General features: G+C 61.0%; 22 protein-coding genes. 11 read left to right on the top strand and 11 right to left on the bottom strand.

The window, feature by feature from the left end:
- Nucleotides 1–126: 126 nt before the first annotated feature.
- Complete coding sequence (locus ACA059_RS17725) at nt 127–726, bottom strand: helix-turn-helix domain-containing protein (RefSeq protein WP_046052997.1); 600 nt, start codon at nt 724–726, stop codon at nt 127–129.
- 282 nt (nt 727–1,008) lie between these two features.
- Between ACA059_RS17725 and glnT the strand changes: the two genes are divergently transcribed.
- The 5 genes from glnT (at nt 1,009) to ACA059_RS17700 (ending at nt 6,897) form a co-directional block, all read left to right on the top strand.
- Nucleotides 1,009–2,343, top strand: a complete 1,335-nt coding sequence (gene glnT / locus ACA059_RS17720) for a type III glutamate--ammonia ligase (protein ID WP_497630323.1) — start codon at nt 1,009–1,011, stop codon at nt 2,341–2,343.
- A gap of 72 nt (nt 2,344–2,415) precedes the next feature.
- The gene (locus ACA059_RS17715; protein ID WP_497630322.1) at nt 2,416–3,321 is read left to right on the top strand and encodes a class II glutamine amidotransferase; all 906 of its coding nucleotides are present in this window, start codon (nt 2,416–2,418) and stop codon (nt 3,319–3,321) included.
- An 11-nt stretch (nt 3,322–3,332) separates the two neighbouring features.
- Complete coding sequence (locus tag ACA059_RS17710) at nt 3,333–4,016, top strand: protein glxC (protein WP_497630321.1); 684 nt, start codon at nt 3,333–3,335, stop codon at nt 4,014–4,016.
- A 16-nt stretch (nt 4,017–4,032) separates the two neighbouring features.
- Complete coding sequence (locus ACA059_RS17705) at nt 4,033–5,361, top strand: FMN-binding glutamate synthase family protein (protein ID WP_497630320.1); 1,329 nt, start codon at nt 4,033–4,035, stop codon at nt 5,359–5,361.
- A gap of 210 nt (nt 5,362–5,571) precedes the next feature.
- A complete protein-coding gene (locus ACA059_RS17700; protein ID WP_497630319.1) occupies nt 5,572–6,897 on the top strand; it encodes an ammonium transporter in 1,326 nt (441 codons plus the stop codon).
- A gap of 53 nt (nt 6,898–6,950) precedes the next feature.
- Here ACA059_RS17700 and ACA059_RS17695 read toward each other — a convergent pair whose 3' ends face one another.
- The 9 genes from ACA059_RS17695 to ACA059_RS17655 all read right to left on the bottom strand — a co-directional run bounded on the left by ACA059_RS17695 (nt 6,951) and on the right by ACA059_RS17655 (nt 18,022).
- The gene (locus ACA059_RS17695; protein WP_497630318.1) at nt 6,951–7,874 is read right to left on the bottom strand and encodes a bifunctional 5,10-methylenetetrahydrofolate dehydrogenase/5,10-methenyltetrahydrofolate cyclohydrolase; all 924 of its coding nucleotides are present in this window, start codon (nt 7,872–7,874) and stop codon (nt 6,951–6,953) included.
- 96 nt (nt 7,875–7,970) lie between these two features.
- On the bottom strand, nt 7,971–9,650 hold the full coding sequence (locus ACA059_RS17690; RefSeq protein WP_497630317.1) for an APC family permease: 1,680 nt from the start codon (nt 9,648–9,650) through the stop codon (nt 7,971–7,973).
- 75 nt (nt 9,651–9,725) lie between these two features.
- A complete protein-coding gene (locus ACA059_RS17685; protein ID WP_497630316.1) occupies nt 9,726–12,068 on the bottom strand; it encodes a trimethylamine N-oxide demethylase in 2,343 nt (780 codons plus the stop codon).
- A 15-nt stretch (nt 12,069–12,083) separates the two neighbouring features.
- On the bottom strand, nt 12,084–13,451 hold the full coding sequence (locus ACA059_RS17680) for a trimethylamine monooxygenase (RefSeq protein ID WP_497630315.1): 1,368 nt from the start codon (nt 13,449–13,451) through the stop codon (nt 12,084–12,086).
- Between the two features lie 28 nt (nt 13,452–13,479).
- A complete protein-coding gene (purU, locus tag ACA059_RS17675; protein WP_497630314.1) occupies nt 13,480–14,346 on the bottom strand; it encodes a formyltetrahydrofolate deformylase in 867 nt (288 codons plus the stop codon).
- A 31-nt stretch (nt 14,347–14,377) separates the two neighbouring features.
- Nucleotides 14,378–15,508, bottom strand: a complete 1,131-nt coding sequence (locus ACA059_RS17670) for an aminomethyl transferase family protein (protein WP_497630313.1) — start codon at nt 15,506–15,508, stop codon at nt 14,378–14,380.
- 49 nt (nt 15,509–15,557) lie between these two features.
- Entirely contained in the window at nt 15,558–16,574 is a 1,017-nt protein-coding gene (locus tag ACA059_RS17665; RefSeq protein WP_497630312.1) for a heme-dependent oxidative N-demethylase family protein, read from the bottom strand.
- Between the two features lie 9 nt (nt 16,575–16,583).
- A complete protein-coding gene (locus ACA059_RS17660) occupies nt 16,584–17,513 on the bottom strand; it encodes a PDR/VanB family oxidoreductase (protein ID WP_497630311.1) in 930 nt (309 codons plus the stop codon).
- Entirely contained in the window at nt 17,510–18,022 is a 513-nt protein-coding gene (locus tag ACA059_RS17655) for a dimethylamine monooxygenase subunit DmmA family protein (protein WP_497630310.1), read from the bottom strand. Before ACA059_RS17655 ends, ACA059_RS17660 begins: the two co-directional genes overlap by 4 nt.
- 189 nt (nt 18,023–18,211) lie before the next feature.
- Between ACA059_RS17655 and ACA059_RS17650 the strand changes: the two genes are divergently transcribed.
- The 4 genes from ACA059_RS17650 (at nt 18,212) to ACA059_RS17635 (ending at nt 21,818) form a co-directional block, all read left to right on the top strand.
- Nucleotides 18,212–19,357, top strand: a complete 1,146-nt coding sequence (locus tag ACA059_RS17650) for an ATP-binding protein (RefSeq protein WP_497630309.1) — start codon at nt 18,212–18,214, stop codon at nt 19,355–19,357.
- Nucleotides 19,326–19,997 carry a response regulator gene (locus tag ACA059_RS17645; protein ID WP_497630308.1) on the top strand — a complete coding sequence of 224 codons (672 nt, stop codon included), beginning with the start codon at nt 19,326–19,328 and terminating at the stop codon, nt 19,995–19,997. Before ACA059_RS17650 ends, ACA059_RS17645 begins: the two co-directional genes overlap by 32 nt.
- Complete coding sequence (locus tag ACA059_RS17640) at nt 19,998–20,759, top strand: PAS domain-containing protein (protein WP_497630307.1); 762 nt, start codon at nt 19,998–20,000, stop codon at nt 20,757–20,759. It begins immediately after the preceding gene.
- A 297-nt stretch (nt 20,760–21,056) separates the two neighbouring features.
- A complete protein-coding gene (locus ACA059_RS17635) occupies nt 21,057–21,818 on the top strand; it encodes a bestrophin-like domain (RefSeq protein ID WP_497630306.1) in 762 nt (253 codons plus the stop codon).
- 52 nt (nt 21,819–21,870) lie between these two features.
- Here ACA059_RS17635 and ACA059_RS17630 read toward each other — a convergent pair whose 3' ends face one another.
- A complete protein-coding gene (locus tag ACA059_RS17630; protein WP_497630305.1) occupies nt 21,871–22,107 on the bottom strand; it encodes a hypothetical protein in 237 nt (78 codons plus the stop codon).
- A 254-nt stretch (nt 22,108–22,361) separates the two neighbouring features.
- Between ACA059_RS17630 and ACA059_RS17625 the strand changes: the two genes are divergently transcribed.
- Nucleotides 22,362–22,703, top strand: a complete 342-nt coding sequence (locus ACA059_RS17625; protein WP_348133307.1) for a hypothetical protein — start codon at nt 22,362–22,364, stop codon at nt 22,701–22,703.
- Between the two features lie 345 nt (nt 22,704–23,048).
- Nucleotides 23,049–25,952: a sensor domain-containing phosphodiesterase gene (locus ACA059_RS17620; RefSeq protein WP_497630304.1), complete on the top strand. Its 2,904-nt coding sequence runs from the start codon at nt 23,049–23,051 to the stop codon at nt 25,950–25,952.
- Nucleotides 25,953–25,958: the final 6 nt, after the last annotated feature.

The raw sequence follows: 25,958 nt of genomic DNA, 5'->3' as shown, positions 1-25,958 counted from the left end.
GGCTTTATAGGGGAATGGTCGCGTCGCGTCCAGAGCTTTTAAGAAAGTTTTTTAACTGGCAGGAAAATACGTGAGGCCGACGTGGGTCGGCCTCAAGGCAGGGCAAAGCGGGGGCAGAGGGGGACGTTACTCTTTGTCGGAACCGTAGTTCATGATCGACAGCAGGCGGATCGGCACGTGCACCAGCTGCTCCGGACCGTGAGGGATTTCACCTTCGAATGTCAGGCTGTCACCCGCTTCCATGCGGTACAGCTGATTGCCGTGGCGATAGATCAGTTCACCTTCCAGCAGGTGGAGGAACTCGGTGCCAGGGTGGGAGAAGGTCGGAAACTCTTCACTGGCGTCATCCATGCTGACCATGTAGGCCTCAAAGCTCTTCTTCGGCCCGCGAGTGTGGTTGAGCAGATGGTAAGTATGGCCTTTCTCGGTCCCTCGCCGAACCACTTCCATGCCCTGATCAGCCTTGACCAACAGCGCGCTGCCGTCCTGCTGGTCGTATTCGCTGAACAACTTGGACAGTGGCAGGCCGAGCACGTCGCACAGACGGCTCAGGGTATCGAGGCTGGTGGACACCTGGGCGTTTTCGATCTTGCTCAACATGCCCTGACTGATATCGGCAATCTTGGCCACGTCAGACAATTTCAGATCCTGAGCCTGGCGCTGGCGCTTGATCTGCAATCCCAGATATTGCTCAAGCTTGAGGCGCGGGGCGGTTTCGGTCGACATAGTCATCAGATCCTGCACACTTTCCGTTCAGTAATATTAGTTTCGCACTGAGAAAGTGCAAATGGCGACGCTTGCGGCATGCCCTGCGGGCAGTATTCCCACAGGGAAAAGAATATTCCCATATATACAGCACAAAAGCGCCTGTCACGGCGTTTCAACGTTTCACTCGCGAATCTGGCAAGGGCTTTGCATTCCTATTGGGAAACTAACTTTCTTTTTAGGAATAAAAAGACGGTCAAGGCCCATCCAGAATGTTTTGCCTTTCGCGAGGAGTGACGAGCAATGTTGCCAGCAGAAACCCAGCGCATCATCGACAAGCACGGGATCAAGTACGTGCTTGCGCAATTTGTGGATATTCACGGTGCGGCCAAGACCAAGTCGGTGCCGATCTGTGGGCTCAAGACAGTCGCGGAAGAGGGGGCAGGTTTTGCCGGGTTCGCGATCAGCGGCATGGGCATGGAACCCCATGGCCCGGACTTCATGGCTCGCGGCGACTTGTCTACCCTGACCCCGGTGCCCTGGCAGCCGGGTTACGGGCGGGTGGTGTGCGTCGGCCACGTCGATGGTAAGCCACATCCGTATGACAGCCGTTATGTGTTGCAGCAACAAGTACAACGCCTGGAAGAAAAAGGCTGGACTCTCAACACCGGTCTGGAGCCCGAGTTCAACCTGATGCGCCGCGACGAGCAGGGCAAGCTGCAATTGGTTGACCCCAGCGACAACCTCGACAAGCCTTGCTACGACTATAAAGGCTTGTCGCGCTCCCGCGTTTTCCTTGAACGCCTGACCGAGGCCCTGCAAGCAGTGGACTTCGAGGTCTATCAAATCGACCACGAGGACGCCAACGGCCAGTTCGAGATCAACTACACCTACAGCGACGCCATGACCTCGGCGGACCGCTTCACCTTCTTCCGCATGGCTGCCGGCGAGATCGCCAATGACCTGGGCATGATCTGTTCCTTCATGCCCAAGCCTGACCCGAAACGCGCCGGCAACGGCATGCACTTTCACCTGTCGATCAGCAGTGCCGATAACAAGAACCTGTTCCATGACGCCAGCGACCCGAGCGGCATGGGCCTGTCGAAACTGGCCTATCACTTCGCCGCGGGCCTGCTCGCCCATGGCCCAGCGCTGTGTGCCTTCGCTGCACCGACGGTCAACTCCTACAAGCGTCTGGTGGTGGGCAATTCGTTGTCCGGTGCGACCTGGGCGCCAGCCTTTATCGCCTTCGGTGCCAACAACCGTTCAGCCATGGTGCGGGTGCCTTACGGTCGCCTGGAGTTTCGTCTGCCGGACGCCGGTTGCAACCCTTATCTGGTCAGCGCCGCGATCATCGCTGCGGGCCTGGACGGCATCGACCGCCAGTTGGAAATCGACCACGTCTGCAATGAAAACCTCTACAGCCTGAGCCTTGAGCAGATCGCTGCGCGGGGCATCAAGACCCTGCCGCAGTCGCTCAAGGAAGCCTGCGACGCGCTCGAAGCCGACCCGTTGTTCGCCGAGGTGCTTGGCCCGCAGATCGTTGGCGAGTTCATCAAGCTCAAGCGCATGGAATGGGTGGAATACAGCCGCCACGTTTCCGACTGGGAAATCCAGCGCTACACCGAATTTTTCTGACTCCGTGTTTTGACAACCATTCGGGCACCCGGCACGGCGTCGGGCGTTCACTGCCTCCGAAGGAGACTTGATATGTGTGGAATCGTAGGTCTTTACCTGAAAAATCCGCAGCTGGAATCCCAGCTCGGCAAGCTCTTCGAACCGATGTTGCAGGCCATGACCGATCGTGGCCCGGACAGTGCCGGCTTCGCCATTTACGGCGATGAAGTGGCGGACGGCTGGGTCAAGCTGACCTTGCAGGCGACCACCGAAGGCTTCGACTGGAAAAGCCTGATGGGCGAATTGGAAGGGCGCCTGGGCTGCTCGCTGGATTGGTTCCAGAACGCCAGCGCCGCAGTGCTCAAGATCCATGCCGAAGAGGTTCCGGTGCGTCAGGCTCTGGCTGAATTGGCGCCGGGCATCCGCATCATGAGCGCTGGGCAAAGCATCGAAATCCTCAAGGGCATGGGCTTGCCCCAGGAAATCTCTCAGCGTTTCGGCCTAGCCGGGATGAAGGGCAGCCACATCATTGGTCACACCCGCATGGCCACCGAAAGCGCGGTAACCATGGAAGGCAGCCACCCGTTTTCCACCGGCGCCGACCTGTGCCTGGTGCACAACGGCTCGTTGTCGAACCACTTCCGCCTGCGTCAGGAACTCAAGCGCGAAGGCATTCACTTCGAGACCGACAACGACACCGAAGTGGCCGCCGGCTACCTGACCTGGCGCCTGCAGCAAGGCGACTCATTGAAGGAAGCGCTGGATCACTCGCTGGAGGATCTCGACGGTTTCTTCACCTTTGCCATCGGCACCCGTAACGGTTTTGCGGTGATCCGCGACCCGGTCGCCTGCAAGCCGGCGATCCTTGCCGAGACCGACGACTACGTCGCCATGGCTTCCGAATATCAGGCGCTGTCGAGCCTGCCGGGAATCGAAAACGCCAGAATCTGGGAGCCGGCACCGGCCACCCTGTACATCTGGGAACGCGAGTCAGCTTAAGGAGCGCACACATGAAAACCATCGATCTTTCCACTGCCACCGTGCGTGACCTTAATCAGGCGCTACACGATCAGGTCAATAACGTGACCGATCACGAGTGGGTGGTGACTCACTCCGATGGCAAGCACAACCTCGCGGTCGGGGTGAATGAAGCGGTGTCCATCGATATCCAGGGGCACGCCGGTTACTACTGCGCGGGGATGAATCAAAAGGCCTCGATCACCGTCCACGGCAACGTCGGTGTCGGTTGTGCCGAGAACATGATGTCCGGCTACGTCCGGGTCAAAGGCAGCGCCTCTCAGGCGGCCGGTGCCACGGCCCATGGCGGGTTACTGGTGATTGAAGGCGACGCGGGGGCGCGTTGCGGGATTTCCATGAAGGGCATCGACATCGTTGTCGGCGGCAGTATCGGCCACATGAGCTGCTTCATGGGGCAGGCCGGTCGCCTAGTGGTCTGCGGCGACGCCGGCGATGCTCTGGGCGATTCGTTGTACGAGACCCACATCTATGTGAAAGGCACCGTCGAATCCCTGGGCTCGGACTGCGTCGAGAAAGAGATGCGCGCCGAGCACCTGCAAGAGCTGCAAGAGCTGCTTGATCGCGCCGGTTTCGAGCACAAGGCGGCTGACTTCAAGCGCTACGGCTCGGCCCGTCAGTTGTACAACTTCAAAGTCGATAACGCGTCCGCGTACTGATCCAGGAGAACAAGACATGAGTGAGAAAAATCCTCCGGTGCTGCGCGAGTCGGCCACTTTCGACCGCCTGACCATTCAGGAAATCCAGCGTGCTGCGGAAACCGGCATCTATGACATTCGCGGCGGTGGCACCAAGCGCAAACTGCCACATTTCGATGACTTGCTGCTGCTCGGCGCCAGCGTTTCGCGCTACCCGCTGGAAGGCTATCGGGAGAAGTGTGGCACCGATGTAATCCTCGGCAACCGCTTCGCCAAGAAGCCGATTCACCTGAAGATTCCGGTGACCATCGCCGGCATGAGCTTCGGTGCTTTGTCGGCCAATGCCAAGGAAGCCCTGGGCCGTGGCGCAACTATCGCTGGCACCAGCACCACCACCGGCGACGGCGGCATGACCCCAGAAGAACGCGGCCAGTCGCAGCATTTGGTGTATCAGTATTTGCCGTCCCGCTATGGCATGAACCCGGACGATCTGCGCAAGGCCGACGCCATTGAAATCGTGCTGGGGCAGGGCGCCAAACCCGGTGGCGGCGGTATGTTGCTGGGCATGAAAGTCACCGAGCGGGTGGCCGGTATGCGCACCTTACCGATCGGTGTCGACCAGCGCAGCGCCTGCCGTCACCCGGACTGGACCGGCCCGGATGACCTGGCGATCAAGATTGCCGAACTGCGGGAAATTACTGACTGGGAAAAACCCATTTACGTGAAAATCGGCGCGAGCCGACCGTACTACGACGTCAAGTTGGCGGTAAAAGCCGGGGCTGACGTGATTGTGCTCGACGGCATGCAAGGCGGCACCGCAGCGACTCAGGAAGTGTTCATCGAACACGTCGGGATCCCGATTTTGTCGGCTATCCCGCAAGCGGTACAGGCTTTGCAAGAGATGGGCATGCATCGCAAGGTTCAGTTGATTGTGTCCGGTGGTATTCGTAATGGTGCCGACGTCGCCAAGGCGATGGCGCTGGGTGCGGATGCGGTGGCCATCGGGACGGCGGCGCTGATTGCCTTGGGCGATAACCATCCACGCCTGGACGAGGAACTGAAGAAAATCGGCTCGGCCGCCGGTTTCTACGATGACTGGCAGAACGGCCGCGACCCGGCCGGTATCACCACGCAGGACCCGGAACTGTCCAAGCGTCTGGACCCGGTGGAAGGTGGTCGGCGTCTGGCCAACTACCTGCGCGTGTTGGTGCTGGAAGCCCAGACCATGGCCCGGGCTTGCGGTAAGTCGCACCTGCACAACCTCGATCCTGAGGACTTGGTAGCGCTGACGGTGGAGTCGGCTGCCATGGCGCGGGTCCCGCTGGCGGGAACCAGTTGGATTCCTGGTTCTGGTTCCGGTTACTGAGGCTGAGTGAAAGACCTGTGGCGAGGGGGCTTGCCCCCGTTGGACCGCGCCGCGGTCCTTCAGATAAACCCCGTTTGCCGTTCTGCGACCGCTTCGCGGCCGAACGGGGGCAAGCCCCCTCGCCACAGATTGAGAGGCCCGCCAAGAGGCCCATGAAGTAACCATTGCTCGCTGCCAGACACTTTCCATTCTTTTGCAGGAGCTTTGAAAATGGTCAATCGTCTTCTCGGCAAATCCCTTCTTGTCTTATTGGCGGCCGGCGCGCTCGCGCCGCTCGCCCAGGCGGCCGATGCACCCACCTTGAACACCGGCAGCACCGCGTGGATGGTGACCGCCGCGGTGCTGGTGCTGTTCATGTGTCTGCCTGGCCTTGCCTTGTTCTACGGAGGTCTGGTGCGGGCGAAAAACATGCTCTCGCTGTTCACCCAGTGCTTCGGCATAGCCGGCCTGGTCGGCGTGCTGTGGGTGATCTATGGCTACAGCATGGTGGTCGACAGCACCGGCATGGTCGAGGGACAGGTGACGTTCAACAGTTTCGTCGGTGGTTTGAGCCGGGCCTTTCTGGCCGGCATGACCCCGCAGAGCCTGGTCGGTGACATCCCGGAAGGCGTGTTTGTAACCTTCCAGATGACCTTCGCGATCATTACCCCGGCGCTGATTGCCGGCGCATTCGCCGAGCGCATGAAGTTCTCTGCGGCGCTGTGGTTCATGGCGCTGTGGTTTACCCTGGTTTATGCGCCCGTCGCCCATATGGTCTGGGGTGGTTCTGGCGCTTTGATGCATAACTGGGGTGTCCTCGATTTTGCCGGCGGCACAGCGGTGCATATCAATGCTGGCGTTGCCGCGTTGGCTGCGTGCTTGATTCTCGGCAAGCGCAAGGGTTACCAGAATACGCCGATGCCGGCCCACAACCTGAGCCTGACCATGGCCGGTGCGGCGATGCTCTGGGTTGGCTGGTTCGGCTTCAACATCGGTTCCGGCGGCGGCCTTAATGGCACTTCCGGCATTGTCATGCTCAACACCCAACTGGGTGCCTGCGCCGGGATTCTCGGCTGGATGTTCACCGAGTGGTTCAAGGTCGGCAAGCCGAGTGCTTTGGGCTTGGCCAGCGGTGCTTTGGCCGGTTTGGTCGGCATTACGCCGGCGTGTGCGTATGTGGGCGTCGGCGGAGCGTTGGCCATCGGTCTGCTGTGCGGGGTGTTCTGCTACTTGAGCGTCACTGTGCTGAAACGCCGCTTCGGGTATGACGACAGCCTCGACGTGTTTGGCTTGCACGGCATCGGCGGCATGATTGGTGCGGTATTGACCGGCGTGTTCTGCGTGCCGTCCCTGGGTGGTCTGGTAGAAGGCGTGAGCATGGGCGCTCAGGTCGTGGCTCAAATCAAGGGCGTGTTGTTGACGACGGTGTACTGCTTCGTCATCAGCTGGATCATTCTCAAGGTGATCAACGCGGTGATCGGCTTGCGTGCCGACGAGTCGGTGGAGGAGATGGGGCTGGACCTGGCCGAGCACAACGAGAGTGCCTATAACCACTGATCTTTAATGTTGACTGACACGGCCCACCTTCGCGTGGGCCGTTTTCGTGGTGCTCAGCTAGCCGCGGCATCACTGATCGTCTGTCGCTCCCGCGCCTCGGCGGCACGCTGCAACTGACTGGCGATCAGGGTGTTCTTCAGCAGATACGCAATGGTCATCGGCCCGACCCCACCGGGAACCGGCGTGATCGCGCTGGCAACGGTGCGCGCACTGGCGTAATTGACATCACCGACCAGACGATTTCCCGACTCGTCGGAAATGCGATTGATGCCGACATCGATCACCACTACTCCGGGTTTGAGCCAGCTGGCGTCGATCAGCTCAGGTCGACCCACCGCCGCGACTACAATGTCCGCCAACCTGCACAACGCCGGTGCATCGACACTGCGCGAGTGCACCACGCTGACCGAACAGTTGGCCTGCAACAACAGGGTTGCCATGGGTTTGCCGACAATGTTCGAACGACCGATGACCACCGCGTGCAAGCCGCTCAACTCACCGCAGGTTTCGTGCAGCAGACGCATGCAGCCGCTGGGCGTGCAGGGTGTCAGGACTTCGATGCCTTGCACCAGGCCGCCGACGTTTTCCCGATGAAAACCGTCCACGTCTTTGATCGGGTCGATGGCGTGAATCACTGCCGCCTCGTCGATATGCCCCGGCAGGGGCAACTGCACCAAAATGCCGTTCACCGTGGCATCGGCATTCAGTTGGGCAATCAGTTCCAGTACTTGCGCCTGGCTGGCATCGTCCGGCAGACGGTATTCAAGGGAGCGAATCCCGACTTCCTTGGCCCGCAGCAATTTGTTGCGCACATAGACCTCGCTGGCCGGGTCTTCACCGACGAGCAGCACGGCCAGGGCGGGGTAAATCTGCTGTCCGGCCAGGGCCAGAACCTCTTCTCGAACTTCGTCGAGAACCTGGGCAGAGATGGCTTTGCCGTCGATAACGCGGGCAAGTGCAGGGGTGGTGCTGATCAAAAGAGTCACCGTCGTCTTGATTGATAGGGGGGCGAAGTGATCATCGAGGCGTCGTTGCGCCCCGATGATCCATCAGAGACCTGCAGGCAAGGGTGCTCAGGCTACCAGTTGATGGCAGCCGTACACCACCAGTACACCCGCGATCAGCGTGGCATAAGGCAACCAGCCGGCGCGTTTTTGACCGACATCGGTTTGAATGTACAGGTCGCTGAGCATCGCTTCCGGGAAGCGCCCCTTGTCCTGCACATAGTGCCGGAAGCAGAACACCGGGAGGATCAACAACGCCAGCAACAGGCCGGTCACCAGGGTGCCGGCGCCCCAGATATCGGCTCCCAGCCCCATGCACGCCAGGTTGACGAAGCTCAGTACGCCACCCGCGGCCAACAGCACGGTTGGGGCCTTGTACGGGCGTATCCAGTCGGGACGGTCCAGGCGATGGATCCAGCCGGCATTGAGGTTTAGAAAATTGAAGATAATGTAGCTGACGTTGGACGCGGCTAGCACGAACACATAATCGGACATCAGCAACAGCAGCAGGTTGAACGACAAGTCGGTCCACATCGCGGCGGTAGGCGCGCCGTGTTCGTTGGTGCGCCCCAGGTATTTCGGCAGCCAGCCATCGACCGACGCCTGATACAGGGTGCGCGACGAACCGGACATCGAGGTCATGATCGCCAGCAACGTGGCCAGGACCAGCATGATCAGCACGATGTTGGCCACCAGCTTTCCGCCGCCGATGCTGTCCGCCATGACCTGCCCGACGCCCATGCCGCTGTAGATCGCCGGCGACAACAGTCCGCTGTAGACCGCCGGTGTAACCACCGCGCCGCTGGCATCGAGCACTGCCGGTGTCACCAATTGACCGAGACCGAGGCTACCTTGAAACGCCAGGGGCACTAGAGTGAACACCAGAATGCACAGCAGGCCGGCGTAAAAAATGGCCTTGAACGTATCACGCTTGGGGTCCTTGAATTCCCGGGTGTAGCACACTGCGGTTTCGAAGCCGTAAGTGGACCATGCGGCCATGAACAGGCCGCCGGCCATTAATGACCACCCGGAAATATCCCAAGGCCCGTCGATCACTTGCCCGGCTGCGTCATGGGCCAGCGGGAACAGGGGCAGGAAGTTGGCCTGGGCTGCGTCCCCGGTGAACAACGGCACCACGCCCACCAGCAACAAAGGAATCAGCGAGGTCACGCCAAGCACCAGGGTCAGGCGTGCCGAGCGTAAGATGCCGCCATGCTGCACGGCGAACACCGTCAGTAAAATCAACAGGCCGATGGCGAACGTTGCGTTGATCCTTAGTGACAGGCCGCTCTTGACCCAGCCCAGGTCAAGCAGGGTCAGTTGCCAGGTATTGATCAGCGCATCAGCGGGGAACAATGCGGTGAGGATGTAACCGGCTGCCAGTCCCGAGCCAATGGACAAAACCGGGGACCAGGCCAGCCAGTTGCACCACACCGAGACCGGCGCAATCAGCTTGCTGTAGCGCACCCAGGCGACTGCACCGTAGACCGATGCGCCACCGGATTTGTGTGGGAACAACCCGGCGATTTCGGCATAGGTGAAGGCCTGGATGAAGCCGAACAGGATCGACACGATCCAGACAATCCAGGCCGGTTTTCCTACCGTGGCGGCAATCGCGCCGATAGAGAACAGCACCAGGGCGGGCACGCCACTGGCGACCCAGAAAGCCCCGCGCCAATCGATCTTGCGGTGCAGGCTGCCCACTGAGCTGGCGGCCTGCGGTACGGCCTCGAACGTAGTCGCTTCCATCTTCGTATTCCCATGTCTGAGTAGAGTGGTAGTGGGGCAGTCAAAGTCGGGTGGCGCACAGGCTCGTGTGATCGATCAACTGCGTACCCGGCTCTTGTCCGGGTCGTAGAAAATCGCTGCGGTGACCGTGGCGCTGATGCGCTTCTGCAGGCCATCGACTTTGCCGATCTCCAACGCTGTGCCGACGTCGGCGCAGGCTACGTCGACCCGGCACAGTGCGATATTGCTGGCCAGCAACGGCGAGCGGCAGGCACTGGTGATGACCCCGACCTGTGCTCGGCCGCGGTACACCGGGTCGCCGTGGTGGGCGCCTTCGTTGCCGCTCAGTTGCAGGCCCACCAGTTTGTGAGCGGGATGGGTGCTGCGCCGCAACAGGGCGTCGCGGCCTATGAAGTCATCGGTTTTGCTTTTCAGCGGTACGCAAAAGCCGATACCGGCCTCGAACGGATCGGTCTGGTCGCTGAACTCGTAGCCGGCAAAAATCAGTCCGGCTTCGATGCGCAGCATGTCCAGTGCTTCCAGGCCCAGCGGCACCAGGCCCAAAGGTTGGCCCAGTTGCCAGATCCGGTCCCAGACCCGCTCGGCATCCTCGGGCTGGCACCAGACTTCGTAGCCCAGTTCGCCGGTGTAGCCGGTGCGCGAGATCATCAGCGGGCAGCCGTCGTAACCGTCCAGGCGGCCCACCAGGAAACGGAACCAGCCCAGGGTTTCGAGGCTTGGTTGGCTGGGCGGGGTCCAGACCATTTGCTTGAGCAACTCGCGGCTCATCGGGCCTTGCACCGCCAGGTTATGGATCTGCTCGCTGGCGGACTTGATCCAGACTTTCATTCCGAGCTTCTGCGCCTGCTCACGCAGCCAGACTCCGGCGTAGTCTTCGCCGCAGATCCAGCGGAAATTGTCCGGGCCCAGACGCAGCAAGGTGCCGTCGTCGAGCATGCCGCCGTGCTCGTGACACATCGCCGAATACACCACTTGCCCCACCGCCAGGCGCCGCACATCGCGGGTCAGGCAGTACTGCAACAAGGCTTCGGCGTCGGGGCCGATGATTTCGAATTTGCGTAGGGCGGTCAGGTCCATCACCGCCACTCGCTCGCGGCAACCAAGGTATTCCTCGATCGCGCCATAGCCGTCATAGCGCAGCGGCAGCCACCAGTTGCGGTAGTCGACGAAGCTGCCGGTCAAGGCGCTGGTGCGTGAGTGGAACGCGGACTCACGGGTAAGAATCGGGTCGGCATCGGCCGTGGTTCGAGTGCTCATGGCGATGGAAAAACGCTCCTTTTCGCTGTAGATGCGGACATGGATATCGGTCGGGTTCCAGCCATTGGCCGGGTCGATGTCGTCCGGGCACGAGGTACTGCCGCACAGCAAATCGGTCATGGCCCGCAGCAGCACGTAGTCGCCGGGGCGCGACCAGGGTTCATCCAGCGTCATCTGTTGATGAGCGTCGATCCCGGTGTTGAAGAACAAATTGATCGCCGGCCACCCGCTGCGAGCCTCGACCCCGTGGGGCGCCAAGGCCCGGCTCAGGTTGTCGCTGCAGTTGTCGTGCCCGAAGTAGCCGTGGCTCTCGTAGTAGCGCGCGGCGCAGGCCAGGGCGAAGGAGTCGTGGCGGCCGACGGTGTCACGCACCACCTCCAGCATCGGTTGCATCTGCCGGTCGAAAAACTTTGAGAACAGTCCCGGTGCCGGGTAGGCGCTGCCGTTCAAGGTGCGGGTCACGGTCTGGTCCAGGTCCAGTTCCAGGCCTCGATCCAGTGCCCGCCGGTCCAGAGCGACGAAGTCCGAGCACTGGCGACCGGCGACATCGAGCACCTGCACGTACTGACCTTTGCCGACGGTGTAACTCTGGGCGGTGCCGGCGCCGATGGTGAACTCGTCCAGCAGTTCACCCAGTGGCTCGGGCAGGTGTGGCAGCTGCAGGGGCGAGGGATTGGCTCGTGTCACCAGAAGCCGCAGCTCGCTGGGCCGATACTGGCGGTCGACGGCCGTTGGCCCGGCGGGTGCCGCGACGATCACCAGTAGCTCATCGCTGGCGACGAAGCGGCGGCTGAAGTCGGCAGGGCTGTCCTCGTCCCAGAGTGAGGCGGCGCTGGGCAGGTGTTGTGGATCAATCGCGCGTCGGATCAGCGCCTGGCCAATGCGACGCGACTGCAAGGTCGGTTCGGCGAGCCGTGCGCCGATGAACCCGCAAGCGGTCGAACCGCTCAGCGCCCAGGCCGGCAGGGCGCTGCGACCGAGCGAATCCATTGCCAGCAATTCGCAGGGTTGTCGGCCTTCGAGGTCGATCACTTGCAGGCTGTCGCCGGGCTGCATCGCGACTAGGGTCAGGCCGCCGGCGGCCACCCGATAGCGCTCCAGGGCCGGGGCCCGGGCAAAGAGTCCGGGCTCCCGCGGGCGGGAAACACGAGGTGCATTCATGGTAGGGCTCCCGGGTCAACCGATCGACTTGACGGATATCGGCGGTTCAGCGAGGTACGCCGCCATGGAATCGTCAAGGGCATGCAGCCAGGGCGTGTGGTGGGGTGGCGACTGGGTGCCGGTCATCAGCGAGGGGTAGGACTTGTCGCGGTAACCCATGATGTTGTGGGCTTTGTCGTGCTTCCAGTGCAGGAAGGTGTCGTTGACCGCGGCGATATCGAAGTTCGGGTAGTCGGTGGCGTCCACCAGTTGCTGGATATAGGCGCCCTGGTATTCGAACATCTGCTGGTTGGTTTCAAGCTGCTGTTCACGGGCATGCCATTGCTGACTATCGGCGGCCCTTTGTGTCTGGTCGGGTAGGGCGATGCGTTGCAGGATCACGTCGCGGGCGTACCAGGCCTGGGCGTCGAACATGTTGAACGAGTACCACTGGTCCTGCATGCCGAGGTAGATCAGTTGCGGGTTGGACTCCCAGAAAATGCCTTTGTACAGGTTCATCGGCCATAGCCGGTTGTCGGTCTTGAGGCACAGTTCGTCCGGCAAGAAGGGGAAGTGATGTTTGTAGCCAGTGCAGAGGATCACCGCATCGATGTGCTTGTGAGTGCCGTCGATAAAGTACGCGCGGTTTTTTTCCAGGCGCTGCAACAGCGGTTTTTCTTCCCAGTTGGCCGGCCAGTCATAGCCCATGGGCGCGGTGCGGTAGCAGCTGGTGATGCTGCGGGCGCCGTATTTGTAACACTGGGAACCGATGTCTTCGGCGGAATAGCTGCTGCCGACGATCAACAGATCCTTGCCTTTGAACTCCAGCGCCTCGCGGAAATCATGGGCGTGCAGGATGCGCCCGCCGAACTGCTCGAATCCGGGGAAGTACGGCATCTTTGGCGTCGAAAAGTGCCCGCAGGCGTTGATCACATAGTCGAACTGTTCCGAGGTCCGGGTATCGCTGCCGTGGTCGTGGGCGATCACTGTGAAGCGGCGAGTCTCTTCGTCAAAGGTGACCTGGCGCACCACATTATTGAAACGGATGTAGTCGCGAACCCCAGCTTTTTCGACGCGACCCTTGATGTAGTCCCACAGCACTTCCCGTGGTGGGTAGGAGCCGATGGGGCGACCGAAATGCTCCTCGAAGGTGTAGTCGGCGAACTCCAGGCATTCCTTCGGGCCGTTCGACCACAGGTAGCGGTACATGCTGCCATGCACCGGTTCGCCGTTTTCATCCAGGCCGGTGCGCCAGGTGTAATTCCACATGCCGCCCCAATCGGTCTGTTTCTCATAGCAGACCAGTTCCGGGATGTCGTCGCCCTGGTCGCGGGCCGACTGGAAGGCTCGAAGTTGCGCCATGCCGCAAGGGCCGGCGCCGATGATTGCTACGCGTAAAGTCATGATCGTGCCTCGTATCAGAAAGGGGCGCTCAGCGAAAAATCACCGTCTTGTCCTGGTTGATGAATACCCGGTGTTCCAGGTGGTACTTCAAGGCTTTGGAGAGGGCGACGGTTTCGGTGTCGCGGCCGATGGCAACCAGGGAGTCAGGCAGGTGGGTGTGGTCGACCCGCTGGATTTCCTGCTCGATGATCGGTCCCTCGTCGAGGTCGCTGGTGACGTAATGGGCGGTGGCGCCGATCAGCTTCACGCCACGGTCGTAGGCCTGGTGATAGGGTTTGGCACCCTTGAAACCGGGCAGGAACGAGTGATGGATATTGATGGCTCGACCGGACAGCTGCTGGCACAGACCGTCAGACAGAATTTGCATGTAGCGGGCGAGTACCACCAGGTCGGTCTGGGTGTCCTCGACGATGCGCATCAACTCGGCTTCCTGGCTGGCCTTGCTGTCCTTGGTGACCGGCAGGTAGATGAAGCGAATGCCTTCGCGTTCGGCCATGGCCCGCAGGTCCAGGTGGTTGGAGACCACTGCGGTGATGTGCATGTCCATCTCGCCCTTGCGGTGGCGGTACAGCAGGTCGGTCAGGCAGTGGTCGAACTTGCTGACCATCAGCAGCACCCGGGTTGGCTGACTGCTGCAGAACAGCTGCCACTGCATGTCGAAGCCGCCGGCCAAGTCGCCCAGACCTTCGCGCAGAGCACCGACATCGCCGGTCACGCCGGTGTTGAAGCGGAACACCGCGCGCATGAAAAACTGCCCGGTGAACTCATCGTCGAATTGCGCCAGCTCGCTGATGTAGCACTGCTGTCCGGCCAGACAGGTGGTGATCGCGGCAACGATGCCGGACGCTGCCGGGCAATTGATCTTGAGAATGTAATGTTCGTTGGAAGTGTCCATCGAAGGTCCCTTGGATAAAGTGGTTGGAGGCTCAGCCCTTGGCCGTGCGCTTGGTTTTTTCCGGATCGTCGAAGGGCAGGGCGTGGGTCACGGCGGTGCTTTCCTGGCTGCCGCGCACCTGCAGGGCAATGCCTGGGACCGAGCAGGCGACGCTCATGCGGGCGATGGCCATTGAGCGTTTGCTCAAGCGCGAATACATGCCGCAGGTGATCACCCCGACTTGCTGGTTGCCTTGCCACAAGGTGTCGCCGGCCTCCGCGGCGCGGACGCCTTCGAGCAACACGCCGGTGATCTTGAAGCGCTCCTGACCGCGCAACCGAAAGTGTTCTTCGGCGCCGCGGAATTCGCGCTTGTCCGGGGAGACGGTGAAATCCAGGCCCATTTCCCACAGGGTGTCGCCAGCCTTCTGATCGGCGAAGGGGTACATCTGCGAGTTGTCGTAGGGGAAAAACATCAGCGAGCTTTCCACCCGCAACCAGTCCAGGGCGGTAAAGGCGCAAGGGATGATGCCCAGGCCCGCGCCCTGTTCGAGGATCGTGTCCCACAGCGCCGGGGCATCGGCGGCCTTGCAGAAAATCTCGTAACCGCGTTCGCCGGTATAGCCGGTGCGAGAGATCATCACCGGGCGATCGAACAGGCGGGTTTGCAGGTGATGGAAGTAAGGCAGCTGACGGATCCCGGGAACGTGCTCGGCGAGAAAGTCCACCGCCAGCGGCCCTTGCAGCGACAGATCGTGCAGGTCGTCATCGAACAGCACCGCCACTTGCCGGCCCTGGGATGACCGCACCAGCATTTCGTGGCCACTGCCGGCACCGTGCACCACCATGAACGCGTTGGGTCCGGTGCGGTAGACGATGCAGTCATCGACGAACTTGCCATCCTCGTCGAGCATCGAGGCGTACACCGACTTGCCGGGGTAGAGCTTGGCGATGTCGCGGGTGGTCGCCCATTGCAACAGGCTCTCGGCATGGGGGCCGACGTAGTGGACTTTTTTCAGCCCGGACACGTCCATCAGTCCGGCCCGGGTGCGGATCGCCTGATGGTGATCGGCCAGGTCGCTGTCGTAGGTCCAGGCAGTGCCCATGCCGTTCCAGTCTTCGAGGTTCGAGCCGAGTGCGCGGTGCCGTTCGGCCAATGCAGAAATACGCCATGAATGCGTCATGTGAAGATCCTTGTCGGGAAAAGGTGGGTCTGGGTTCAGGGTTTAGGGCTCAGGCTTGCGGGTCGAAGCGGCTCAGCCACTCGACCAGGGTCTGTCGGTAGCGGCTCATGCCCTTGTAATCGGCGATCGGCTCGGGCAGGTCGCGCAACACACGGTGCAGGCGGCAGCCCCAGCCGGGCTGGGTGACCAGCTCCTGCAGGCTGATCAGGTAGGTGCGGATGCTGAACATCACCGCGTTGCTGCGCGGCAGGCGGACCATCACTTGCAACTCGACCCGCAAGTGAACCTGTTGCCCGACGTTCTCGGCGGTAATGCGGCCGCGGTCGGCGCCCCATTCATGGAAAGTCTCAGGGGAGGAGTCCAGGCGCGGGTTGATGGTCAGCGTCCAGTTCAGACGTCGCACCGGCTGCCCCACCTGCAGGTTGAGCAGGTACTTCAGCGCGCGGTCGAAGATGCCCATCTGGTGGGCCATGGGCACCGGCGAATGCCACTGCTTGAAACTCATGCCGGCGTCGAAGGCCAGGGACCAGTCGGCCGGGCTGGTGACCAGGCCGGCGTCCATGTACAGATCGCCGTCGCGTTGATCGAGCAGGGCGAAATCCCCCTGCACCTGTCGGCCAATGAACTCCAGCGGTTCGCAAGGCAGGCTGGTGGCATCACCGAACACAAAGTGCTGATCGATGTTCAGCAGCGTGTTGCGCCAATGCCAGTGATCACCTTCACGCACCAGCGAGAACCACTGCGGATAATCCGCGGCCAGGTGCTCCATGAGCATCTGCAGCGCATCCCAGGCCGCCACTTGCATGTGCGGCATCACCAGGTAGCGGCGCGGATCCTTGTCCAGCACCAGGGCGCGTTCGGCCATTTCCGAACGGTAGTGTTCATCGATGTCGAACCCGTGCTGGTAGATCGAGCCGGGATCCCGGGAGGTCGCCGGTTCGATGTTCACCGAATACAGGTAGCTGTCCTCGGTGAAGGGGAAGGGGAAACGACGGATCGCAGCTGGGCTGTTGCGAAAGCTGAAATCGTCTCGATAGCTCTGCACGGGGCTTAGTTGAATGGTCATGGTCGACTCCTAAAGATCCAGCGAAACGGTAGGGCCGCAGCCGCGGGAGACACAGGGCATGAGAAAGTCGGCCTGCTCGGCGGGGCTCAGAAAACTGTCGCGGTGTTCGATGTCGCCACCCACGTGGCGGGTCATGCATTGGCCGCAGACCCCGCCGCGGCACAGGTTGGGGATCTGCAGCCCGGCGGATTCCAGGGCTTCGAGCAGGCTTTGTTCGGGGCCGACCCGCAGGCGCCGGCCGCTGCGCAGCAGTTCCAGATCGAAGGGGTGGCCCGGTTGTGCGGCATTGAAGGCTTCCCAGTGCACACGGCTGCGCGGCCAGCCGAGCACCTTGGCCTGTTGCCGAACCGCGTCGAGCAACGGTTGCGGGCCGCAGGTGTAAAGGTGGCTGCCCAGCGGTCGATCACGCAGGATCCGGCTCAGGTCCGGGCGGCTGGCGTAGGTGTGCAGGCGCGATCCCAGCCGCTGTTGCAACGCCTCGACATAGGCATCGCTCAGGCCCGGACGACAGAGGTAGTGCAATTCGAAGTGAGCCTGGCGTTGTTCAAGGGCCGCGATGTAGGCCATGAACGGCGTGATGCCGATGCCTCCGGCGATCAGGATGTGCAGGCTGGCGGTCGAGTGCAGGGCGAACAGATTGGCCGGTGGTGAGATCTCCAGCCTGTCGCCGACCTGGACCTGTCGATGCAGGTAGTGCGAGCCGCCGCGAGAAGCTTCCTGCAGGCGTACAGCGATGCGGTAATGCTGGCTGTGCGCCGGGTCGCTGGTCAGTGAATAGGCATTGCGCACCTTGCCCTCGGCCAGCGGCAGGTGAACCTGCACATGACTGCCGGGGGAGAACGCTGGCAGGGGCCCGGCGCACGTCTGCAGGGTGAATTCGCGCACCACTGGGGTAAGCATTCTTGCCGCGCTGACCCGCACTTCGATGACGGCGCTCATGACCGGACGCCTGCGTAAGGCTGGTCGGGGTTGGTGCAGACGCCGAGGTACGCCCCGAGGCGGCGGGAAAAGTGCTCCCGGACTTCCAGCCCGACGGCGCAACCGATGCAGGTCAGCAGCGGCTCCGGCCCGGCGGCCTGAGTCAGGCCGCAGTGCACGCAATACACCAGGCGCGGGCCGGCAATCGTGCGGGTGATGTCGATCTCGTCATTTTCCAGTCCGGCGCAGCGGGCCTCGCCGTGAATGCGCCAGATAAAGGCTTCGTCGCCCATGATGTAGAGATGGCTGCCGACGGTGGCGCTGACCAGCACCTGATGCAGACGCCGGGAAAAGTCAGCGCTCTCGCCATTCAGCACCAAGGGCTGTTCCAGTTTCCCGACAAAGGGCGAGCAGACGGCAGCTGATTGCATGACCACGATGTGTCGGGTGACGCTTTCACGAGGCAGCGGCTGGCGATAGCACGGGAGGCTGTGAAGTCGGTCCGGGGCGGCGCTGTGTCTATCCGTCATGTGGGCTTTCCTGGCGTTGAACTGGGAATTTGTTTCCTGTTGGGGAAGATACTTTCCTATGGGGAAAATCTTCTCAATCCGGAAAAAGGGCTATGTCTTTGGAGATAAGTCCTGCGCAACACCTGTTCGGGGCATGGAAGTTGCTGGTCTTTGCTCAGGGCTGAGCAACCGGACGGGGAGTTATCGAGAGTGCGAACACGACCGCAGTGGTGGCCGCTCTGGTTGGGGCGTATTCGCCCCGAACAGGCACGCAGCGTGCGCAAACTGCTGGCCGGATTGCCCTTGTGTCAGGTGCACGCTGACGGTGCCTTGTCGGGTTTTCTGGACCGTTTCGAAGCATTGTTGCCGACCTGCAAACTGAATCTGATCCTGGGCGGCGAATACCTGGGGCCGACACGGCGCGGATTGCTCGAGGGCTGTCAGGACGTTGCGCGTTGCCCTTGGCGTGACTCGACACTGCCTGATGCGGCTCAGGCCTGTGGCCCTTGCCGGCAACGGGGCGTACATCGCCTGCTGTGTGCCTTGCCGCACAGTGACGATTCAAGTAAAGGGGTGTTGTTGCTCGATACCCCACAACCGGTCCACGCAAGCTGGCGCCAGTTGCTGGAAGAGGCGGCGCAAGCGGTCGGCGTCACCGTGCGCTTGCGCTGCTACACCCGTGAGCAACAGCGCAAACAGGCTACGTCCCGGCACGGCTCCCTGGCCCGTGAGCTGCACGATTCGGTGGCTCAGCAGTTGGGTTACCTGTCGTTCCAGGCGCGTTTGCTGCAGTCGCAGTTGGGCGAGCCTGCGCAGGCCACCGCCGCGTTGCAGGAACTGTGCGGCGGTTTGAGTCAGTTGCAGCGCCAGGTGCGCGAGCTGATCACCAGCGCTCGTCTGACCATGGACGGGCGCTCGCTGCGACAGGCCCTGGCCGACTCTGTCGCCGAGTTTTCGCGGCGCTGCATCATCGTTTTTGAACTGGACAATCGCCTGGCCGACGATGCCTTGAGCCCGGAAACCGAATTGCAGATTCTGCAGATCATTCGCGAGGCACTGGCCAACGCGGTACGCCATTCCCATGCACGGCATGTGCGCATCGAGTTGCGGCAAAGCCAGGACGGCGATGCCTCGGTGTCGGTGGAAGATGACGGCATCGGCCTGAGTCCCGCATCAGGGGAGGACAACCATTTCGGCCTGGCGATTATCCGTGAGCGCGCTGCGAGCATTGGCGCCCGATTGACCATTGAAGCGATTCGCCCGCACGGGGTCCGCGTACACCTTGGCCTTCGCCACCACCAAAGCCTGCCACAGGGGAGTTTCGATGGACTGCACGACCTTATTACTGATCGATGATCACCCGCTGTTTCGTAAAGGCCTGGCACAGCTGTTCGGCGCCAGTGACGACTTCGAAGTGGTGGGGCAGGCCGCCAGTGGCCGAGAAGGCATCAACCTGGCCGTGAGCCTGGCGCCGCAGCAGGTTCTGCTTGATCTGCACATGCCCGGCTTGAGCGGTTTGCAGGTGCTCGACGAACTGCGTCAGTTGCGCCTCGACTGCCAGGTGGTGGTGCTCACCGCATCGATGGATCGCGCCGAGCTGTTGACGGCCCTGCGCCTGGGCGCCAGTGGTTATGTGCTCAAGGAAACCGAGCCTGATGCGTTGTTGGCCTACATGCGCAATTGCAACAAAGGCGCGATCGTTCTGGACTCGACCCTGATTGCGCTGCTTGCCGATCAGAGCGAGTCGGTGCACCGGCCTGCGCACGATTCGGCTCAGCTTGGCACCGGCAACCTTACAGAGCGCGAGGGACAGACCCTGGCCCTGATCGCCGCGGGCATGAGCAATAAACAGATCGGTCGGGAGCTGGGGATCAGCGATGGCACGGTCAAGATCTATGTGCGCAATCTCTTGCAGAAGCTCGGCCTGCACTCGCGCTTGGAGCTGGCGGCGTGGGTGCACAACGGCACGTCGGTGAGACACGAGGAGCGTCATTAGATGATGGAACGCCCAGAGGCATTCGTGCAGACACCGGCCTTGCACCTGATGGATCGCTTTCCGGCGGCGTTGCTCGAACTGCGTGATAACGGTCAGATCGCCCACTTCAACCTGGCCTGGGTCGAGCTGATGGATCTGCCGGGTACGGAACGCAACCTCATCGACTATGTGCACCACGAAGACCGTTCGTTGTGGCGTCAGGCCCTGCATGAACTGCGTCGGCGCCCCGAAACCTCCTTCAACCAGCGGCTGCGTTTTGTTCACCCTTCGGGGGAACTGCGCTGGTTCGATGTCAGCCTGAAGCGCGGGCCTCAGGGTTTTTATCTGGTGGCCGGTGACATCACTGCGCACAAGCGGCGCGAGATTGCCTTTCAGGCCAGCCAGCGCAGCAGCATGAGCCTGCTCGACAGCATGCCGGGGCTGATCTATCGCGGCCGCAACAACCGCGACTGGACCATGGAATTCGTCAGTGCCGGTTGCCTGCAACTGACCGGGTATCCACCGGAGCGGCTGGTGGACAACCATGAGTTCACCTACAACAGCCTGATCCTGGCGCAGGACGCCGATTACGTCTGGCGCGAGGTGCAATATGCCTTGTCGCGGCAGGAGCCGTTCGAACTCAATTACCGGATTCGCTGTGCCGATCAGTCGATCAAGCATGTCTGGGAAAAGGGCGTCGGGATCTATGCCGACACGCGTGAAGTGCTGGGTATCGAGGGGGCGATTTTCGAGCGCAGGGCTGGCCAGAATCTGGGGCGCTGAACGGAGATTGGGGGAAGGAACAACGCCGGGCATCGCGCCCGGCGTTGTGGTTTTCAGGGGGGGATCAGGACAGTTCGCCGACTCCGAGGGTGCGCTTGCCGAGTTTCATCAGCCAATGAGTTAAGTTCATGACTTATTGCCCCACGCTATACTCGAATAGTTTTCGAAGCAGAATGGAGTATTGCTGCTAGACCGGAACTTTCCACCGAGGATAATCACGATAAGCACTAGACATTAGTCGCAATCGGATTAACCGCCCCGAAGGCAGGATCGTCACCGCTCCAGGGAGATCACACATTGAGCTCCATCATCATCGGAGGAATCGTCTTCGCCTGTCTGTTCGCTGCCGCGCTGATAGGGATGCTGCTGCGCATGCGATTACCGATTCATCACCTGGATGCCGAGTCCAAAGACGTCATCCGCCTGGCAACGGCCGTCGTGGGGACGCTGTCCGCGCTTGCGCTCGGGCTGCTGATTGCGTCTGCAAAAAACGTCTATGACAGTTATGAGATTGAAGTGCGGACATCGGCAGCACGCATCGTCCTGCTCGACAGGGTCATGGACCAGTATGGCCCGGAGACAGCGCAGGCTCGAACCCGCCTGCGTCAGTTGATTGAAACCCGGTTAAACCGGGGCTGGGGCCATTCGCCCGCCGAGTCGACGGTGGTCGACCCTATTGACGATTCTGCGGGTATCGAACCGATTCAGGTTGTGCTCCGGGCGCTCACGCCCGCCAACGAACCGCAACGCATGCTGCAGGCCCGCGCACTGCAAGTCAGCACTCAGTTGGCGGAAGCCCATTGGATTCTGGTCGAGAGCAATACGGAGGGACTGCCTACGGCGTTTCTTGTCATCCTGACCTGCTGGCTGGCCTGGCTATTCGCGACGTTCGGTCTTCAGGCGCCGGCAAATCCTACGGTTATAGGGGTCATGCTCATCTGCTCCTTGTCGGTAGCCGCTGCGGTGTTTCTGGTAGTCGATATGGCTCATCCTTACATCGGTGTCATCCATGTTTCGGATGCCCCGTTGCGGACTGCGCTCATGCATATCGGTAAGTAGTTTTTTGTGTAATCGAGCGGTGGCCATTTGGATTGAGGTGCGCGCGCTGAGGCTAAAGCCACGTATTCACCACCCTGCGATCCAGCTCCTCCCAATCCGCCATGCCCAACACTCGCGTGGTGTTCAACCCGCGCAAATAGCCGCGCAACTGATTGGCGGTGGCCCGTACAAGCTCCGGGTCGGGCGCGTTTTCGCACAACAGTACGGTTTCGTATTGGGTCAGGTACTCGGCCACCCGGTCTCGGAAATCGGGCAAAACGGCGTCACGGATCAGGTCAAATGTTCTCAAGGAGAGATCCTCATCAATCTTTCTGGTTGTGATTTGAGTGTGCATCCGTCTGCACGGCGCGCAACTATCGCTAGAAGTAATAGTGACCATTACGAAACGCAAGTTCTGCTTTGTCGGTAGTAGGCGGAAAATCACCTCCATCGAACACGCGGCTCAAAAAATTTGCGTGATGAAGGCATTGACCCGAATGGCGACGCTCGTGACGCAGTTCCGTTGCTTGATGAACCGAACCTTTTATTTTCAGGATGAGACCGATGCGCCCTTTTTTCGTGCCTGCCATGGCGTTTGCCTCTTTGCTGCTCGCCGGTTGTGCCTCCGCGCCGAACGATCCGACCCTGACCTTGCAGACCAGCAAGACCCCGGCCCAATACGCCGACTGCGTCATACCGAAATTGCAGGGCAGTGCGTTGAACCCGACTGTCTCGCAGACCCAGCGCAGCTACCGGATCGTGGTGCCGAGCAAAGTCTCGGCGGACAACGTGCTGGAAGCCTACAAGGCCGGGAACGGCGGCAAGGTGTTCATCTACGAGCGGCATTTGCTGGCTTCGAACTTCCTGCCTTCGAGTTTTGAACGCGCCGCACAGGATTGCATCTGAGCCCGGCCCGTACACGCTTTTCATAGCGCTCCTTTGGTTGGCCGCAACCAACCAATTTTTGCCCCGCACCGCATTCGGTGGCGGGGCTTTTTTTCGTCGGCGAATGAACAAGGGAGTGTCTATCTATGCTGAGGGTTGCACGCATTTGATGGTCTCAAACACATCGCCGTAAAAAAGGTTGTCCTGGACAACAAGGAGCGAATAACTCGTTGTTCGTCCCTTAGTTGGCTCTAAGCGAATAAAACTATTGATAAAAACTCCCATTAGCTTTAAACGGGAAGCTCGCTAGCAAATTGCTAGCAATCAGTAAGTGAGTATTGCCGGTTTTTGGCTCAGGGAGCGCTGATGAGTGTTCGTCCATTGACTGACTCCCCGTGGCAATCGAACGATTGCGACGTTGTTGCCTCTCAACAAAAAGGGAGTTCGGATACTGTCGGCCTGGCCTACGCTGGCAACGAGGACACGATCGAACAATTGCTGGACTCAGCGCGCAACTGGGCCCATACCACCGCCTGGGTGGTTTACCGCACCGGTGAACAACTGCATTGGGTCGGGCAGGGCGACGCCCTGGAGCAGTGGCCGTCAATCGTTGCCAATGACGAGTTTGAAGCCTTTTGCCTGACCCGGCGCTTGCACCGCTGGCCGACCGGTCGAGGCGAATGTGTGCTGGGTTGGTTACTCGCGCCAGTCGACGATGCCGCGGACCCGACGCTCGCCGAGTTCGCCCAGCGCCTGGGCGTTGAGGTGCAGGCCAATACCCTTGCCCGTGCGCAGATTACTCAACGAGTGCTGTATGAAATTACCTACCTGGCCAGTTCGACCCGCGACCGGTCAGTGTTTCTGGTGGGGGTTCATCGGCTGCTGGCTAGCCTGATCGACGCCGAGAACTTCTATCTCGCGCTGTATGACCCGCACACGGGCAAGATGGATTACCCGTATTACGTCGACATCATTGATGTTGAAGCCCTGGAATCCGAGAACTACGAATACCTCGACCCTTCGCACTTGTCGTTGACCGCCCAGGTGTTGACCACTGGCCAGCCGCTGCTGATCGACGCCGCCGGCATTCATGCGGCGGAGGCCGAGGGGCGTTTCTACTGCGTGGGTGACTGTCCGGAGTTCTGGATGGGCGCACCGTTGAAAAACGCCTCGGATGACGTGTTTGGCATGCTGGCGATGCAGGTCTACGACGTGTCCCGTATCTACAGCGCTGAAGACCGCGCGCTGTTCCTGGTGGTGGCCCGCCACGTGGCCATGGCGCTGGACCGGATTCTGCACCGCGCGGACCTGGAAGAGACGGTGATGCGTCGAACCCTGGAGCTGTCGGCACTCAACGACGCATTGAGGCAGGAAGTGGCAGAACGAGAGCGTGCCGAACATCTGCAGAGCGCGCTGTTCCAGATTGCTGAACTGTCGAGCCAGCCCGGCGACATGGCCGAGCTGTTTCAAACCTTGCATGGCATCGTCGGTGATCTGCTGTTCGCGCAGAACTTCTACATTGCGCTGTTCGACGACGGCACCAGTGAAGTGACCTTTCCCTATTACGTCGATGAGCGTCAGACGGTCCGCCCGGAGGCACGGCGTGGGAGCCGGGGTCTGACCGAATACGTTATCCGTCAGCGTCGACCTTGTTTGATTGACGCCGACGAGGCTGAGCGATTGACGACGCACGGTGAAATAGAAGTCGCCGATGTGTATTTCCGCTCCTACTCCTGGCTGGGCATTCCCTTGTTCGATGGCGATGTAGTGCGTGGCGTGCTGGCGGTGCAAAGCTATACCTCGCAGGTGCGCTATACCCTGCGTGACCAGGAACTGCTGACGTTCGTGTCGCGACACATTGACACCGCGTTGTCGCGACGCACCGCCGCCGAAGCGATCCATGCTGCCAACCTCATGCTGGAAGCCCGGGTGCAGAACCGCACTCGCGAGCTCGATCACGCCAATGCCAAGTTGCAACACGAAAACTCCCATGATGCGTTGACCGGGCTACCGAATCGCACCTACCTGCAACAGCGCCTCAATCTGGCCTGGTCGCAGTTCGGTAGCGCAGGCGGGCACCTGGCGGTGATGTTCATCGACCTCGACCGTTTCAAGATGGTCAACGACAGCCTTGGCCACCATTTTGGCGACCTGCTGTTGAGGCAGGCTGCCCACCGTCTGCGCGGCTGTCTGCGCGACACCGACATGCTGGCGCGCCTGGGGGGCGATGAGTTTTCGGTGCTCGCTCCCGAGGCACCGCTGGACGTGGTGATCGACATCGCCGAACGGATCCTGGTGGCGTTCGACCTGCCGTTTGTCATCAATGGCCATCAGGTTTTTTCGTCCTGCAGTATCGGCATTGTCAGCGCCGACAGTCAGTTCCATCACGAGCCAGCCGACTTGCTGCGCGATGCCGATGCGGCGATGTACCGGGTCAAAAGTGCCGGACGCGACAGCTACGCGGTGTTCAATCAAGAAGTGCGCCGCGAAGTTTCGGATCAGGTTGAGCGTGAAGGGGCCTTGCGCAATGCGCTCAAACGCACTGACGAACTGCTGCCGTATTTCCAGCCGATTGTCAGCGTCGAAAGCGGCGAATTGTTGGCCCTTGAAGCGCTGATCCGCTGGCATCAGCCGGGCGGCCGGGTCATCGCGCCGGGCGAGTTTTTGCCGGATGTCGAGGGCTTGCGCCTGATCGGTCGACTGGATCTGTACATGCTCACCAGCATTGCAGTGATCCTCGCACAACCCCGGCACGCCAATTGGCCGCCGGTGCACGTCAATTGCTCCAGCTACAGCATGACGCGCCCGGACTTCGCCAGTGATGTGCTTGCCCTGTTGGCGCGGCACGGGGTCGCGCCGTCGCGGATCTGCCTGGAGTTGACCGAAGGTGCGCTGGTCGCTGAGCCGGCGATTGCCCGACTGACCATGCAGCAATTGGCCGACAACGGCATGTCGGTGGTGCTCGATGACTTCGGTGCCGGGTTTTCATCCCTGAGCTATGTGCACCAATACCGTTTCAGCGGCTTGAAGATCGACAAGTCGTTCATCCTCGAATTGACCACAAGTTCCCGCAGTCGCGCGATTGTCCGGGCGATTGTGCGGATGGCCGAATCGCTGGACCTCAGTGTGGTGGCCGAAGGTGTCGAGGATGCAGCGACCCTGGACCTGCTGCGCGAAATCGGCGCAGGGCAGGCCCAGGGTTATTATTTTGCCAGGCCGATGGGGTTGGAAGCGTTGTTGGCGAGCTCGCTGGTTGGTTGCCAGGGTTGATGACGG

The sequence above is a fragment of the Pseudomonas sp. LBUM1647 genome, from assembly GCF_059716175.1.
Note: the sequence above shows the minus strand (reverse complement) of the source record. Positions and strands in the feature narration are given on the sequence as shown.

Coding starts and splice junctions, on each gene's coding strand:
- ACA059_RS17705 (WP_497630320.1), top strand. CDS start 4,033: ATGAGTGAGAAAAATCCTCCGGTGCTGCGCGAGTCGGCCACTTTCGAC.
- ACA059_RS17655 (WP_497630310.1), bottom strand. CDS start 18,022: ATGACGGATAGACACAGCGCCGCCCCGGACCGACTTCACAGCCTCCCG.
- ACA059_RS17645 (WP_497630308.1), top strand. CDS start 19,326: ATGGACTGCACGACCTTATTACTGATCGATGATCACCCGCTGTTTCGT.
- ACA059_RS17690 (WP_497630317.1), bottom strand. CDS start 9,650: ATGGAAGCGACTACGTTCGAGGCCGTACCGCAGGCCGCCAGCTCAGTG.
- ACA059_RS17710 (WP_497630321.1), top strand. CDS start 3,333: ATGAAAACCATCGATCTTTCCACTGCCACCGTGCGTGACCTTAATCAG.
- ACA059_RS17715 (WP_497630322.1), top strand. CDS start 2,416: ATGTGTGGAATCGTAGGTCTTTACCTGAAAAATCCGCAGCTGGAATCC.
- ACA059_RS17685 (WP_497630316.1), bottom strand. CDS start 12,068: ATGAATGCACCTCGTGTTTCCCGCCCGCGGGAGCCCGGACTCTTTGCC.
- ACA059_RS17700 (WP_497630319.1), top strand. CDS start 5,572: ATGGTCAATCGTCTTCTCGGCAAATCCCTTCTTGTCTTATTGGCGGCC.
- ACA059_RS17665 (WP_497630312.1), bottom strand. CDS start 16,574: ATGACCATTCAACTAAGCCCCGTGCAGAGCTATCGAGACGATTTCAGC.
- glnT (WP_497630323.1), top strand. CDS start 1,009: ATGTTGCCAGCAGAAACCCAGCGCATCATCGACAAGCACGGGATCAAG.
- ACA059_RS17625 (WP_348133307.1), top strand. CDS start 22,362: ATGCGCCCTTTTTTCGTGCCTGCCATGGCGTTTGCCTCTTTGCTGCTC.
- ACA059_RS17725 (WP_046052997.1), bottom strand. CDS start 726: ATGTCGACCGAAACCGCCCCGCGCCTCAAGCTTGAGCAATATCTGGGA.
- ACA059_RS17640 (WP_497630307.1), top strand. CDS start 19,998: ATGATGGAACGCCCAGAGGCATTCGTGCAGACACCGGCCTTGCACCTG.
- ACA059_RS17670 (WP_497630313.1), bottom strand. CDS start 15,508: ATGACGCATTCATGGCGTATTTCTGCATTGGCCGAACGGCACCGCGCA.
- purU (WP_497630314.1), bottom strand. CDS start 14,346: ATGGACACTTCCAACGAACATTACATTCTCAAGATCAATTGCCCGGCA.
- ACA059_RS17620 (WP_497630304.1), top strand. CDS start 23,049: ATGAGTGTTCGTCCATTGACTGACTCCCCGTGGCAATCGAACGATTGC.
- ACA059_RS17660 (WP_497630311.1), bottom strand. CDS start 17,513: ATGAGCGCCGTCATCGAAGTGCGGGTCAGCGCGGCAAGAATGCTTACC.
- ACA059_RS17680 (WP_497630315.1), bottom strand. CDS start 13,451: ATGACTTTACGCGTAGCAATCATCGGCGCCGGCCCTTGCGGCATGGCG.